The organism is Duganella sp. P38 (assembly GCF_050859475.1).
GTDB lineage: Bacteria > Pseudomonadota > Gammaproteobacteria > Burkholderiales > Burkholderiaceae_D > Rugamonas.
The window spans coordinates 1,273,159-1,286,540 of the sequence record NZ_CP193936.1 but is presented as its reverse complement, the minus strand read 5'-3'; the positions used below and the strand labels follow the sequence as shown (position 1 = coordinate 1,286,540).

Here is a 13,382-nt window from a genome sequence, read left to right as displayed (position 1 = left end):
ACGGGCTCAGCTGCTATGCAGTTGAGCCCGTGTGCGTTTGTCAGACCTCGTATATTGAGCATACCGCCCCATCATCGGATAAAGTGACGGAGGTGGTCAGGCAGGGTGATGCCGATCAGAATTTGGGCCATTGAGCCCGTGGGTCAGATTGGTGCCCCTGCCTGTTTCATTTTAAAAGTCCGAACGGTATCTTGGGTCATCGCCTCGCGCGTAAGCCCGCATACGAGAGAGGTCAAAAATGGATAGCTCAACAGCAATCGTGGGGATCGATGTCGGCAAGAAAAAGCTCGACGTGGCCCTGCTAGTGAACGGCAAGATCAAGAGCAAGGTCATAGATAACTCTGCCGCAGGCCATCAGGTGCTCTTGGAATGGCTGGACAAGACCAAGTTACCCAAGGCGGCATTACGGGTCTGCATGGAAGCGACCGGTGTGTATTTCGAGGAGGTGGCGACCACGCTTTATGATGCCGGGCTTGCCGTGAGCGTAGTCAATCCGGGCTGCATCAAGGGCTTTGGCCAGAGCGAGAACCTGCGCAATAAAACCGACAAGGCGGACGCAGCATTGATCGCACGTTACTGCGCGGCGATGGCGCCGGCAACGTGGGCGCCCGCTCCGCTGGAGCAACGTCAGTTGCGTGCGTGGTCGCAGCGGATACTGGCTCTGAAGGATATGCGCCAGCAGGAACGCAACCGGCTGGAAAGCTATGAGGCCAGCGGCATGGGCGAGGTGGCTGAGCACGCGCGCTTGCTCATTGCCTGGTTTGACACCGAGATCAAGCAACTGGAAGACGACGTGGATGACCACATCGACCGCCATCCCGGCCTCAAGCACGACGCGCAGCTCATCACCAGTATTCCAGGCATTGGTAACACCACCGCAGCTCGCATCTTGGGCCAGTTGGGCGACATTCGGCGCTTCGGCAACGCGAAGGCCTTGGCGGCATTTCTCGGCGTGACGCCACGCCAGCGCAGCTCAGGAACCTCGCTTCGGGGGCGCACCACCATCAGCCGCAAGGGCAGCACCTCAATGCGCGCCGCGCTTTATATGCCCGGCATGGTGGCAAGCCGCCACAACCCGCTACTACACCAGTTTGCCCAGCGCCTGGCGAATAATGGCATGGCGAAAAAAGCCGTGATCGGCGCCGTGATGCATAAGCTCGTGCATCTCATCTACGGTGTCATTCGTACCGGCAAGCCCTTTGACGCCAATTACCTTTCAAAAGGGCTTGCTATTCAAGACGGTATCTGACCCCGGGTTTTATGCCAGCAGTTCGGCGTAGCGCGAGATGTCGATGTTGCCGCCGCTGATGATGATGCCGACGCGCTTGCCTTGCAGCTGGTCTTTCAGCTGGCGCGCGGCGGCGTAGCCGAGGCAGCCGGTCGGCTCGACTACCATCTTCATGCGCTCGGCGAAGAAGCGCATCGCGGCGCGCAATTCGTCGTCGCTGGCGGTGAGGATGTCGTCGACATCGCGCCCGATGATCGGGAAGGTGATGTTGCCCAGATGCTGGGTCTGCGCGCCGTCGGCAATCGTCTTCGGCGTGTCGATGTGGACGATGCTGCCGCTGCGGAATGATTGCTGGCCGTCGTTGCCCGCCTCCGGCTCCACGCCGAATAGCTTGGCCGACGGCGACAACGCGCGCGTTGCCAGCGCCGTGCCGCTCAGCAGCCCGCCGCCGCCCAGCGGCGCGAATACGTAGTCCAGCCGGCCCGCTTCTTCAAACAGTTCTTTGGCCGCCGTGCCCTGCCCGGCGATCACGTCGGCGTGGTCGTATGGCGGGATCAGCGTCAGCCCGTGCCTGGCGGCCAGGTCGCGGCCGATCTGCTCGCGGTCTTCCTTGTAGCGGTCGTAGATCACCACTTGCGCGCCGTAGCCGCGCGTGGCGGCCACCTTGGCCGCAGGGGCGTCGTGCGGCATGACGATGGTGGCCGGAATGCCCAGCAGCCGCGCGGACAAGGCGATCGCCTGCGCGTGATTGCCCGACGAGAACGCCACCACGCCCGCCTTGCGCTGCTCCGGCGTGAATTTGGACAGCGCGTTATAGCCGCCGCGGAATTTGAACGCGCCCATGCGCTGGTAATTTTCGCACTTGAAGAAAATTTCCGCGCCCAGCTCGGCATTGGCGGTGGTCGAGGTCAGCACCGGCGTGCGGTGCGCCACGCCGGCGATGCGCTCGGAGGCGGCAACCACGTCTTCAAAGGTAGGCAGTTTCAGTTCGCTCATGATTTTTCCTGTGGTGATTAGCGCGCGTCGTTGTAGACGGTGGCGCGGGAGACGTTGAGATAGGCGGCAACAATGTCCATCGCACGGCGCACCTCGCTCAGGCCGCACTCTTTCAGTTCGCGCATCAGCGCCTTGCGCTCGTCGGCTTTCAGCGCACGCGGCGTGCTGCCGATGCGGGCGGCAAACTGGTCGATGCGCTGGCGGATGGCGTCGGCGCCGGCCGGCGCCATGGTTTCGTTGACGGCCGCCGCCGTGTCGACGCTGCCGAACTGGGTCAGCATGGTATTCAGGCTGCGGAACACGGTCAGGTCGACGTTCAGGCACAGCGCGGCCACATATTTGCCTTCGCTGTCCTTGATGCCGATCGAGGTGCTTTTGGCCAGCCGGCCATCGGGAAAGGTGTTGGGATAGTTGGCGATGACCTGCTCGAACGCCGGATCGGCCGCCCGTGCCAGTCCGAGCTCGGTCGCCGGCGCGCCAACTTCGCGGCCGGACAGATTGTTGTGGATCGCCAGGATGGCGTGTTCGGGCTGCGTCAGGTCGTGCAGCACCACTTCGCAGAACGGCGCCAGCGTCTTGCCCAGCCCGTCCGCGACCTGCTGCATTTGCGCCAGCAGATTCTGATGTTCAGATGGTTTTTTCATCTGAACATCTTATCTCATTTTAGACTTTTTGTGTAATTATGGACCCGGCTTGCGTTCTTCGCGGTTTTCACGCGGCTCGGTCTGCATGACGCCGGGCTCGCTGGCCTGGCGGCTGTCGGAGCTGTTGCCACCGAGGGCGGGGGCCGGCTTGCGCTCGGGGCTGCCGTTTTGCTGGCTACGCACCGCGCCTTTGTCCACACCGGCACCACTGGTGGCGCCTTCGGTGCCGGAACGGCTGCCACGGATGCCATCTACATCGCCCGGGCCGCCTATCGATTGATCGTGCTGTGTCATGATGTATTCCTCCTTGACATCATCTTAGCTGGCGCCGGCGCGCACCGGCGTCGGCCCAGGCCGCGTGCCGGTGTAGGAATTTTGGACGATACCCTCTAATTAGCACGAGCGGTCAGTTCGTATAATGAACCACACAAAAACAACCTTGGAGACATAAATGAAATTTCTCGCATTCATCGCCGCAGCGGTCCTGGCCACCTCGCCAGCCTTTGCCGACACCAACACGCCAGCCGGCCTGTGGAAGAATATCGATGATGAAACCGGCAAGCCGAAGGCGCTGATCCGCATCACCGACAACAACGGCGTGCTGAGCGGCCAGATCGAAAAGCTGTTCCGCGACGCCAATGAAGACCAGAATCCCAAGTGCGACAAGTGCGAGGGCGCGCGCAAGGACCAGCCCATCATCGGCATGACCATCCTGTCCGGCCTGAAGAAGGACGGCGACGAGTATAGCGGCGGCGAAATCCTCGACCCGAACAATGGCAAGGTCTACAAGAGCAAGCTGCACCTGACCGACGGCGGCAAGAAGCTCAGCGTGCGCGGCTACATCGGCATGCCGATGCTGGGCCGCTCGCAGACCTGGGTACGCCAGGACTAAAGCGCTACGCTAGTTAGCGCGCTGGATTTTGTGGCCGACGCCGCTGATGCGCTGCTGCGGCTCGGCGGACGAACGCCAGACGACCGTCTGCTGAATGCCCGCCACCGCCAGCACCGCCTTCGGCGCCAGCGTCAGCGCGACCTTGTTTTCCGCGCCGTTCAGCTCCAGGCCGGCGCAGGTGCCGGTCAGCGTAATATTGTGCTGGGTGCCCTCGATCACCACGCGCCGCCCTTCACACGGGAAGGTGCGCACATAGCCATTGCCGGAGATGGCAATCTGATCCTTGTTGGTGGTGATTTCGCCGACGCCATCGTCAGCCATCGCCACGTGGGCGGACACGCCCAATACGCCCGCCAGCGCGATCATTCGTAATCCGAGCATGCTGCCTCCTTCATTCGAGTTGATGTGCTGGCATTGTAGAAATTCAAGGCCGAACCCGGCGCACGTATCGCTGGCCTACTGCCGCATGCCCCTGCCGGTGGCGGTCCAGTAGATGCCGCCCATCAGGTGCGACAGGTACTGCGGGTCCTTGTACATATTACCGTCATGCCCCAGCGCGGTGACGAACACGCGACTCTTGTCGACATAGTGATACCAGCTGAGCGGATGCTCCTTGCCCATGCCATGCGACACCTGCCCCGGCCAGATCCTGGTCGGGTCATAGCTGCTCTCGTCGACATTCAGCACCGGGTTGATCTTGACCTGGTAAGGATTGTCGAACACATAGAATTCGTCGCTCCAGATCCAGCGCTCCGGCAGGCCATAGGTGGCGGGGAATTTTTTGTCGGCCACGTCGATCACGCCGGTTTGCAGCATCGGATGGTTGCCGGTGCGGCGGCCGACCAGCTTTTCATACCACTGCCAGGTGTTCGGCGGGATGATCAGCGAACGGTGCACCAGCATGGCGTTGCCGCCGGCCGCGATGTAGTCCTCGAACTTCTTGCGGCGCGCTTCGTTGAGCTCCTCCGGCGGCGTGTTGAGGAACATGACCGCCGCGTACTGCCTGAGGTCGCCGTCGAACGCTTCCGGCTTGTTGGTGTAGGTCATTTCAAACGCGTGCAGCTTGCCCAGCCGTTCGAAGCTGTCGCGGGCGATGGGGATGTATTCGTAGTGGTATTTGCTGGGCATGGCCAGCACCAGGATCTTGTACTGGGTGTCGGCATGGGCGCCGGACGCCATCCATAAACCGGCCGCGACGGCCAGCAGGCTCTTCTTCATAGTCTCCTCCAGATAAGTTAGCGCTATCATTTTTGTCATAGTCTAACCCAAGGTGATACGATTTGGCCAAATGAAAATAGTTCTCAACTCGATAGGTATACTGGCGGTGATCCTGGGCGTGCTCGGCATCTTCCTGCCGCTGTTGCCGACCACACCTTTTTTGCTGCTGGCGTCCGCATGTTTCGCGCGCGCCTCGCCGCGCATGCACAACTGGCTGCAAACCAACCAGGTCTTCGGCAAATACCTGCGCGACTACGAAAACGGCAAAGGCATCCCGCTGCGCGGCAAGGTCTGGATTTTGATTTTCATGTGGGGCTCGATGAGCTATTCGATCTGGCGCACCGATCACCTGTGGGTGCGGCTGCTGATCGTCACGGTTGGCATCTGCGTGACCGTCTATCTCACCCGCTTCGTGCCGACCATGCGTATTCCGCCATCCCCTGCTGACGGCGAATGATGTTCATCAGCGTCCGCAAGGCCGGATGCTTGTGGCGACGGCTGCTGTAGTACATGTGGAACGGTTCGCCCTTGGCCGCGTGCTCCGCCAGCACCACCCGCAAGCTGCCGTCCGCCAGCTCGGCCGCGATGCGCTGCTCCAGCAGATAGGCCAGGCCCATGCCGGCCTTGGCGGCGGCGATGGTGGTGGCGGTGTCGTTGATCGTGATCGCGCCCGGCACGCGCAGGCGGCGGCCGCGGCTCAGTTCCCATTTGTAGCTGGAGTTATCGCCCAGCAGCAGTTGCAGGCCGGTGTGGTGCGCCAGCTCGTCCGGATGACGGATCGGCGCGTGCGCCGCAAGATAGGCCGGCGCGGCGGCAATGACCCAGCGCTGCGCTTTGCTCAGTGGCACGGCGATCATGTCTTCCGGCACATAGTGGCCGTAGCGGATGCCGGCGTCGTAGCCTTCGGCAACGATGTCGATGGGCCGGTCCTCCACCACCACCGTCAGCCGTACGTCCGGGCACTGGCGCGCAAACTCCGGCAGCGCCGGCGCGATCAGCAGATGCGCGGCGTCGGAAAACACGTTCAGGCGCAGTTCGCCGAAGCGGCCGCTGCCCGGTGCGTCCAGCCCGGCCAGCGCGTCGCCGATCTTGTCGAAGCCCTCTTCGATGCGCTGCGCCAGCTCGCGGCCGACGTCGGTGGGCGAGATGGCGCGGCTGGAACGGTTCAGCAGCTTGGTGGCCAGCCGCTCCTCCAGCCGACGCATCGCGTGGCTCACCGCCGATGGCGTCAGTCCCAGCTGGATGGCCGCGCCCTTGAAGCTGCCGCTGCGCAGGATGGTCAGGAAGACCCTGAGATCGGTAAGGTCTACGCGGTCGAAAATAGACATGAATAGCGTTCAATCCAGCGATGAATATGACTCATCGTCGCATCCTACCATGTGGTGCTATAAATACCGTCTTTGAATAAACGGGCAAAACTATGAAGCAGAGAACTTTCGGCCGCACCGGCAAGACCGTATCGGAAATCGGCTTTGGCGCGTGGGCCATCGGCGGCGCCTGGGGTGATGTCAGCAAGGATGACGCCAAGGCGGCGTTGCACGCGGCGCTCGATGCCGGCGTCAACTTCATCGACACCGCCGATGTGTACGGCGACGGCCGTTCGGAACAACTGATCGCCGACGTGCTGAAGGAGCGCGGCGGCGATAAGCCTTATGTCGCCACCAAGCTCGGCCGCCGACTGTCGCCGCACGTTGCCGAAGGCTACAGCAAGCAGAACATCAATGCCTTCGTCGAGCGCTCGCTGGCCAATCTGCAAACCGACTGCCTGGACCTGGTGCAGCTGCATTGCCCGCCGCCAGCGGTCTACTACCAGCAGGAAGTCTTCGGCCACATGGACGACCTGGTCGCGGCCGGCAAGATCCGGCACTACGGCGTGTCGGTGGAAAAGGTCGAGGAAGCGCTGAAGGCGATCGAGTATCCGAACGTGCTGTCGGTCCAGATCATCTACAACCTCTTCCGCCAGCGCCCTGCCTCGCTGTTTTTCGCGGAGGCGAAAAAGCGCCAGGTCGGCGTGATCGCGCGCGTGCCGCTGTCCTCCGGCCTGCTGACCGGCAAGATGAACGCGTCAACCGCCTTCGCCGCCGACGACCACCGCGCGTTCAACCGCCACGGCGAGGCGTTCGACAAGGGCGAAACCTTCTCCGGCGTGCCGTATGAGGTGGCGCTGGCGGTGGTGGAAGACATCCGCGAGCTGGTGCCGGCCAACGCCACCATGGCGGAATTCGCGCTGCGCTGGATTCTGATGGAAGACGCGGTCAGCACCGTCATCCCCGGTGCGCGCAACGCGGCGCAGGCGCAGGCCAACAGCCGCGCCAGCGCGCTGCCAGCGCTGCCGGCGGAAACCATGGACGCGCTGCGCGACCTCTACCGCAAGCGCATCGCGCAATACGTCCACCACAGCTGGTGATCCGCCGCCCGCCTGGTCGGCAGCGCGGATCAGGGCCGGGCTCATCCCGGCTTGCGTCTGGCCAGATGGCGGTCGAGGCTGTTGGCGAAGTGCTGCCGGTCCGACTGGCTGAAGGCGGCCGGGCCGCCGGTGTCGACGCCGCTGCCGCGCAACTCGTCCATGAAGGCGCGCATGGTCAGCATTTGCGCGATGTTGTCGTTGGTGTAGAACTCGCCGCGCGGATTGAGCGCGTGGCCGCCCTTGTTCAGCACCTCGGCGGCCAGCGGGATGTCGCCGGTGACCACCAGGTCGCCCGGCGCCAGCAGGCGGACGATTTCCTTGTCGGCCACATCGGCGCCGGCCGGCACCTGCACTGAACGGATGAAGCGCGACGGCGGCACCCGCAGCAGCTGGTTGGCCACCAGCGTCACCGGCATCTGCACGCGGTCGGCCACGCGGTAGAGAATTTCCTTGATGACGGCGGGACAGGCGTCCGCATCCACCCAGATCTGCATTACAGGTCGCTCCACAGCTCGCCGTTGGGATTTGTGCGCGGCAGGTTGACGCCAAAGTGCTTGTAGGCGGCGGCGGTGGCGACGCGGCCGCGCGGCGTGCGTTGCAGGAAGCCTTGCTGGATCAGATAAGGCTCCAGCACGTCTTCAATGGTGTCGGCCGCTTCGCCGATGGCGGCCGCCAGGTTGCCGATGCCGACCGGGCCGCCGCCGAATTTGTACAGCACCGCTTCAAGCAGCTTGCGGTCCATGACGTCGAAGCCGACGGTATCGACATCGAGCATGACCAGCGCGGCGTCGGCGACGGCCTTGGTGATTTCACCGTTGCTCTTCACTTCGGCGTAGTCGCGCACGCGACGCAGCAGACGGTTGGCGATACGCGGCGTGCCGCGCGCGCGGCGCGCGATCTCGCGTGCGCCCTCCTCATCGATATGGGCTTTGAGCAGCGCCGCGCTGCGGCTGACGATCTTGGTCAGTTCCTCGGTGGTGTAGAACTCCAGCCGGGCGACAATGCCGAAGCGGTCGCGCAGCGGATTGGTCAGCATGCCGGCGCGGGTGGTGGCGCCGACCAGCGTGAACGGTTGCAGGTCGAGCTTGACCGAGCGCGCGGCCGGGCCCTCGCCGATCATGATGTCGATCTGGTAGTCTTCCAGCGCCGGGTACAGGATTTCTTCGACCACCGGCGACAGGCGGTGGATTTCGTCGATGAACAGGACGTCGTTGGCTTCCAGGTTGGTCAGGATGGCGGCCAGGTCGCCGGGGCGCTCCAGCACCGGGCCGGAGGTCTGGCGCAGGTTGACGCCCATTTCGCGGGCGATGATGTTGGCCAGCGTGGTCTTGCCCAGGCCCGGCGGGCCGAACAGCAGCGTGTGGTCGAGCGCTTCCTGGCGCTTGCGGGCGGCGGAGATGAAAATCTCCAGCTGATCGCGGATTTTCGCCTGCCCGACATATTCATCGAGATGCTTGGGGCGCAACGCGCGTTCGATCGCCTCTTCGTTGGGAGAGGACGGCGCCGCGTCGATGATGCGCTGCTCGGTAAAATTGTCGGTCTGTATGCTCATACAGCTATTTTACCCTGCCTCGGCGTTCCGCTTCAGCCTTTGGACAGTGCTTTGAGGGCTTGCTTGATGCCGTCCGAGACGGAGGCCCCGGCCGGCACGGTTTTCAGCGCCAGCAGCGCTTCCTTGTCGGAGTAGCCCAGCGCCAGCAGGGCGTTGAGGATGTCCGATTGCGAGTCGTGCGCGGCAGCGCCGCCGCCGGCGCCGATATCGGCGCCCAGCTTGCCCTTCAGCTCCAGCAGCAGGCGCTCGGCGGTCTTCTTGCCGATGCCGGGCACTTTGACCAGCCGGCCGGCTTCTTGCAGCGTCACCGCCTGCGCCAGGTCGGCGATCGACATGCCCGACAGGATGGACAGCGCGGTGCGCGCGCCGACGCCGGTGATCTTGATCAGCTGGCGAAACACCGCGCGCTCCTCGGCGTTGCCGAAGCCATACAGCAGGTGCGCGTCCTCGCGGATGGCCTGGTGCGTGAACAGCACAACTTTCTCGCCCACGCCCGGCAGGTTGTAGAAGGTGCTCATCGACACATCGACTTCGTAGCCGACGCCAGCAACGTCCACCAGCAGTTGCGGCGGATTTTTTCAAGCAAAATACCGGAGAGACGACCGATCATCGTGTTGTACCTTTAAATGGGGGTTAGCCGACCAGCCGGCCGCGACGCATGCGCAGGCCGGCCAGCGGACCGGTGGCGGCGACATTGGTGCCGCCGGCAATCAGCGTCAACGTTTCGCGGCTGTGGGCATGGCAGATGGCGATGCCGAGCGCATCGGCGGCATCGGTGCCCGGCAGGCCGGGCAGTTGCAGCAGGCGTGCGACCATGTCCTGCATCTGCGCCTTGACCGCGCGGCCGGTGCCGACCACTGCTTGTTTGATTTGGGTTGGAGAATACTCGGCCACCGTCAGCTCGGCCGTCACCAGCGCGCAGATGGCCGCGCCGCGGGCCTGGCCCAGCAGCAGCGTCGATTGCGGATTGACGTTGACGAATACCTGTTCGATGGCGGCGCAGTCCGGGCCGTAGGTGCGGGCCACTTCGCCCACGCCGTCGAGGATCACCTTGAGCCGGGTCGGCAGATCGCCCTCGCCGCTCTTGATGGTGCCCGAGGCGATGTAGCGCAGCTTGCTGCCATGCTTTTGTATGACGCCAAAGCCGGTGGTGCGCAAGCCGGGGTCGATGCCGAGAATTATCATGAGGGGATTGTATGCACTAAGGCAAGCATCGGCAAGCTTAGTTCCACGTCGCCCCCGCGAAGGCGGGGCCCATGCTGAGCGGCCGGGTTGGTGCTCCATGGATTCCCGCCTGCGCGGGAATGACGGCGGGGGATTAGTGGCGGAAGTGGCGGGTGCCGGTGTAGAACCATCACCACGCCGCGTTCGTCGGCGGCGTCGATCACTTCCTGGTCGCGCATCGAGCCGCCCGGGTGAATCACGCAGGTCGCGCCAGCGTCCACAACGACGTCCAGGCCATCGCGGAACGGGAAGAAGGCATCCGACGCCACCACCGAGTTCACCAGCGACAGGCCGGCATTCTGCGCCTTGATCGAAGCGATGCGGGCCGAATCGATACGGCTCATCTGGCCGGCGCCCACGCCCAAGGTCATGTTATTGCCGCAGAACACAATGGCGTTCGACTTGACATACTTGGCCACGCGCCACGCGAACATCATGTCCTGCAACTCTTGCTGGGTAGGCTGCTTCTTGCTGACCACGCGCACATCGGCCAGCAGCACGTTTTTCGCATCGGCCGACTGTACCAGCAGGCCGCCGCCCACGCGCTTGAAGTCCATCGCGTTGACGCCATTGCCCAGCGGGATTTCCAGCAAGCGCACGTTTTGCTTGGCCGACAGGATCTGCTTGGCCTCGGCGGTGAACGACGGCGCGATCAGCACCTCGACGAACAGCTTGGCCAGCTCGGTCGCGGCGGCCGCGTCGACTTCGACGTTGAAGGCGATGATGCCGCCGAAGGCCGAGGTCGGATCAGTTTGCAGCGCGCGCTTGTACGCTTCGACCGCGTTGACGCCGAGCGCCACGCCGCACGGGTTGGCGTGCTTGACGATCACGCAGGCGGCCGACTGGTCGAAGCCGCCCATGCTCTTCACGCATTCCCACGCCGCATCGGCGTCGGCGATGTTGTTGAACGACAGTTCCTTGCCTTGCAGCTGCTTGTAGTTGGCCAGCGCGCCGTCGGTGGCCGCCACGTCGCGGTAAAAGGCGGCCGACTGGTGCGGGTTCTCGCCGTAGCGCATGTCCTGCACTTTTTCGAAGGCCACGTTCAGCTTGGCCGGATAGGCGCTGCGGCTGCCGTGGGCGCGCGTCGCGTCCAGGCTGGTCAGGTAGTTGGCGATGGCGCCGTCGTACTGCGCGGTGTGCGAGTAGACCTTGGTGGCCAGCGTGAAGCGGGTGTCGTAGCTGACGTAGCCGGGAGCGTTGTCGGTGGTTTTCATTTCCGCCAGCACCACGCCGTAGTCGGCCGGGTCGCAGATCACCACCACGTCCTTGTGGTTCTTGGCGGCCGAACGCAGCATGGCCGGGCCGCCGATGTCGATGTTCTCGATGGCGTCGTCCAGCGTGCAGGTGTCCTTGGCAACCGTCGCCTGGAACGGGTACAGGTTGACCACCACCATGTCGATGGTCGGGATGTTGTGCTCTTCCAGCTTGGCCACGTGCTCGGGGAAGTCGCGGCGGGCCAGGATGCCGCCGTGAACTTTCGGGTGCAGCGTTTTCACGCGGCCGTCCAGCATCTCCGGGAACCCGGTGTAGTCGGCAACTTCGGTCACCGGCACGCCGTTGTCGGCCAGCAGTTTGGCGGTGCCGCCGGTCGACAGGATGTTGACGCCCATGGCGGACAGCGCGCGCGCGAAGTCCAGCACGCCGGTCTTGTCGGATACGGAGATGAGAGCTTGTTTGATCATGGCTATGAATGACGAGGTGGTTAAATAAAGACGGTCCGCATGGCGGCCGTTCCAGCCACTCATGCCGGATGGAACGACGGCGCTTAGAGCAGGCCGTGCTCTTGCAGTTTCTTGCGCAAGGTGTTGCGGTTGATGCCCAGCATCTGCGCCGCGTGCGACTGGTTGCCGTCGGCACGGGTCATGACCACTTCCAGTACCGGCTTTTCAACGGTCATCACAACCATGTCGTAAATGTTCGATGCCTGTTGCTCGCCCAGGTCGGCGAAGTATTCTTCGAGACTCTTCTGGACTACTTCCTGGATACTTTCTTTGCTCATTTTCTTGTCGTTCGGTAATTAATCTAAGCTGGTAAATCGCCCCCCGGCTTGTGGCTGGCAGCGTTTACCGTTCTGATGATGTGACTTTTTTTGTACTCTCTCGGCCTGCTCAGGCGGCCTGCAAATCTTCAGCGAGGCGGTATTGTAACCGTTCGCCGTAGCGCCACTGGGATTCAAAGAATTGGTCTACGGCAAGCAACTGTTCTGCAACGGATTCCAGCAGGTTCATTTTCTGCCGGAACGCCTCGCCTCCCTGCAGGTCGCGCACATACCAGCCGATGTGTTTGCGGGCGGTGCGCACGCCGAGATAGTCGCCATAGAAGGCATAGTGGGCGCGCAGGTGCTCATCCATCAGCGCGCGCACCTCGTCCACATACGGCGCCGGCAAATGCTTGCCGGTGCGCAGGTAATGGTCGATCTCGCGGAAGATCCACGGACGGCCTTGCGCGGCGCGGCCCACCATGACGGCGTCGGCGCCGGTGTGGTCCAGCACATAGCGGGCTTTTTCCGGCGACGTGATGTCGCCATTGGCCACCACTGGAATTGAAACCGATTTCTTCACGGCTGCAATGGTGTCGTACTCGGCGTCGCCCTTGTAGCCGTCGGCGCGGGTGCGGCCATGCAGGGTCAGCATGGCGATACCGGCGTCCTCGGCGATGCGCGCGATGTTCAGCGCGTTCCTGTTTTCGCGGTCCCAGCCGGTGCGGAACTTCAGCGTCACCGGCACATCGACGGCGCCCACCACGGCCTCGACGATCTGCCTGACCAGCACTTCGTCCTGCAGCAGCGCCGAGCCGCACCAGGCGTTGCACACCTTCTTGACCGGGCAGCCCATGTTGATGTCGATGATCTGCGCACCGCGCTCGACATTGAAGCGCGCGCAGTCGGCCAGGTCCTGCGGATCGGCGCCGGCGATCTGTACCGCCTTCGGCTCCATCTCGCCGGTGTGGTCGGTGCGGCGCGAGCTCTTTTCGGTCGCCCACAGGCGCGGGTTGGAGGCGGCCATTTCCGACACCGCGTAGCCCGCGCCCAGCTCCTTGCACAGCTGGCGGAAGGGGCGATCCGTCACGCCCGCCATCGGGGCGACGAAAACGTTGTTACGCAGTATGTGAGGGCCGATTTGCACGTGCAATACCTGAATGTCGGGAGAAGGAACCTTCTATTTTAACCGAAGCCCTGCTCAAATAATAAGCACTATTTTTTATAATTCCGGCAAATGTGC

At 63.3% G+C, this 13,382-nt stretch carries 15 protein-coding genes and 2 pseudogenes; 4 read left to right on the top strand and 13 right to left on the bottom strand.

Going from position 1 to position 13,382, the window contains the following annotated elements; genetic code table 11:
- The first annotated feature begins 238 nt into the window (after positions 1-238).
- Positions 239-1,249 (top strand): IS110 family transposase, encoded by a 1,011-nt coding sequence (locus tag ACRQ5J_RS05895; protein WP_432378393.1) that lies wholly within the window; start codon positions 239-241, stop codon positions 1,247-1,249.
- Positions 1,250-1,258: 9 nt separating this feature from the next.
- On the opposite strand, the gene ACRQ5J_RS05890 is transcribed toward ACRQ5J_RS05895, so the two are convergent.
- The 3 genes from ACRQ5J_RS05890 to ACRQ5J_RS05880 are packed head-to-tail and all read right to left on the bottom strand — an operon-like array spanning position 1,259 to position 3,162.
- Positions 1,259-2,224: a threo-3-hydroxy-L-aspartate ammonia-lyase gene (locus ACRQ5J_RS05890; RefSeq protein WP_432381757.1), complete on the bottom strand. Its 966-nt coding sequence runs from the start codon at positions 2,222-2,224 to the stop codon at positions 1,259-1,261.
- A 17-nt stretch (positions 2,225-2,241) separates the two neighbouring features.
- Positions 2,242-2,868, bottom strand: a complete 627-nt coding sequence (locus ACRQ5J_RS05885; RefSeq protein WP_432381755.1) for a helix-turn-helix transcriptional regulator — start codon at positions 2,866-2,868, stop codon at positions 2,242-2,244.
- 36 nt (positions 2,869-2,904) lie between these two features.
- Entirely contained in the window at positions 2,905-3,162 is a 258-nt protein-coding gene (locus tag ACRQ5J_RS05880; protein WP_432381754.1) for a hypothetical protein, read from the bottom strand.
- A gap of 157 nt (positions 3,163-3,319) precedes the next feature.
- Between ACRQ5J_RS05880 and ACRQ5J_RS05875 the strand changes: the two genes are divergently transcribed.
- The gene (locus tag ACRQ5J_RS05875) at positions 3,320-3,760 is read left to right on the top strand and encodes a DUF2147 domain-containing protein (protein WP_432381752.1); all 441 of its coding nucleotides are present in this window, start codon (positions 3,320-3,322) and stop codon (positions 3,758-3,760) included.
- Between the two features lie 9 nt (positions 3,761-3,769).
- On the opposite strand, the gene ACRQ5J_RS05870 is transcribed toward ACRQ5J_RS05875, so the two are convergent.
- Positions 3,770-4,141, bottom strand: coding sequence for a DUF3060 domain-containing protein (locus ACRQ5J_RS05870; protein ID WP_432381750.1), 372 nt, complete (start codon positions 4,139-4,141; stop codon positions 3,770-3,772).
- A gap of 75 nt (positions 4,142-4,216) precedes the next feature.
- Positions 4,217-4,978 (bottom strand): ThuA domain-containing protein, encoded by a 762-nt coding sequence (locus ACRQ5J_RS05865; RefSeq protein WP_432381748.1) that lies wholly within the window; start codon positions 4,976-4,978, stop codon positions 4,217-4,219.
- Between the two features lie 70 nt (positions 4,979-5,048).
- On the opposite strand from ACRQ5J_RS05865, the gene ACRQ5J_RS05860 reads away from it, so the two are divergent.
- Positions 5,049-5,435, top strand: a complete 387-nt coding sequence (locus ACRQ5J_RS05860; protein WP_432381746.1) for a YbaN family protein — start codon at positions 5,049-5,051, stop codon at positions 5,433-5,435.
- Here ACRQ5J_RS05860 and ACRQ5J_RS05855 read toward each other — a convergent pair.
- Positions 5,380-6,306 carry a LysR family transcriptional regulator gene (locus ACRQ5J_RS05855; RefSeq protein WP_432381744.1) on the bottom strand — a complete coding sequence of 309 codons (927 nt, stop codon included), beginning with the start codon at positions 6,304-6,306 and terminating at the stop codon, positions 5,380-5,382. The genes ACRQ5J_RS05860 and ACRQ5J_RS05855 overlap by 56 nt on opposite strands.
- Before the next feature lie 92 nt (positions 6,307-6,398).
- Between ACRQ5J_RS05855 and ACRQ5J_RS05850 the strand changes: the two genes are divergently transcribed.
- The gene (locus tag ACRQ5J_RS05850; protein ID WP_432381743.1) at positions 6,399-7,385 is read left to right on the top strand and encodes an aldo/keto reductase; all 987 of its coding nucleotides are present in this window, start codon (positions 6,399-6,401) and stop codon (positions 7,383-7,385) included.
- Positions 7,386-7,426: 41 nt separating this feature from the next.
- On the opposite strand, the gene ACRQ5J_RS05845 is transcribed toward ACRQ5J_RS05850, so the two are convergent.
- The 7 genes and pseudogenes from ACRQ5J_RS05845 to dusB form a co-directional block, all read right to left on the bottom strand.
- Entirely contained in the window at positions 7,427-7,879 is a 453-nt protein-coding gene (locus ACRQ5J_RS05845; RefSeq protein WP_432381741.1) for a YaiI/YqxD family protein, read from the bottom strand.
- A complete protein-coding gene (gene ruvB, locus ACRQ5J_RS05840; RefSeq protein WP_432381739.1) occupies positions 7,879-8,937 on the bottom strand; it encodes a Holliday junction branch migration DNA helicase RuvB in 1,059 nt (352 codons plus the stop codon). The genes ACRQ5J_RS05845 and ruvB overlap by 1 nt, the downstream gene beginning before the upstream one ends.
- A gap of 32 nt (positions 8,938-8,969) precedes the next feature.
- Positions 8,970-9,547, bottom strand: a pseudogene (ruvA, locus tag ACRQ5J_RS05835) (Holliday junction branch migration protein RuvA).
- A 23-nt stretch (positions 9,548-9,570) separates the two neighbouring features.
- Positions 9,571-10,122 (bottom strand): crossover junction endodeoxyribonuclease RuvC, encoded by a 552-nt coding sequence (gene ruvC / locus ACRQ5J_RS05830; RefSeq protein WP_432381737.1) that lies wholly within the window; start codon positions 10,120-10,122, stop codon positions 9,571-9,573.
- 133 nt (positions 10,123-10,255) lie between these two features.
- Positions 10,256-11,843: pseudogene (gene purH / locus ACRQ5J_RS05825) on the bottom strand (bifunctional phosphoribosylaminoimidazolecarboxamide formyltransferase/IMP cyclohydrolase).
- 83 nt (positions 11,844-11,926) lie between these two features.
- On the bottom strand, positions 11,927-12,160 hold the full coding sequence (locus tag ACRQ5J_RS05820) for a helix-turn-helix domain-containing protein (RefSeq protein ID WP_090186901.1): 234 nt from the start codon (positions 12,158-12,160) through the stop codon (positions 11,927-11,929).
- A 109-nt stretch (positions 12,161-12,269) separates the two neighbouring features.
- A complete protein-coding gene (gene dusB, locus ACRQ5J_RS05815) occupies positions 12,270-13,286 on the bottom strand; it encodes a tRNA dihydrouridine synthase DusB (protein ID WP_432381734.1) in 1,017 nt (338 codons plus the stop codon).
- Positions 13,287-13,382: the final 96 nt, after the last annotated feature.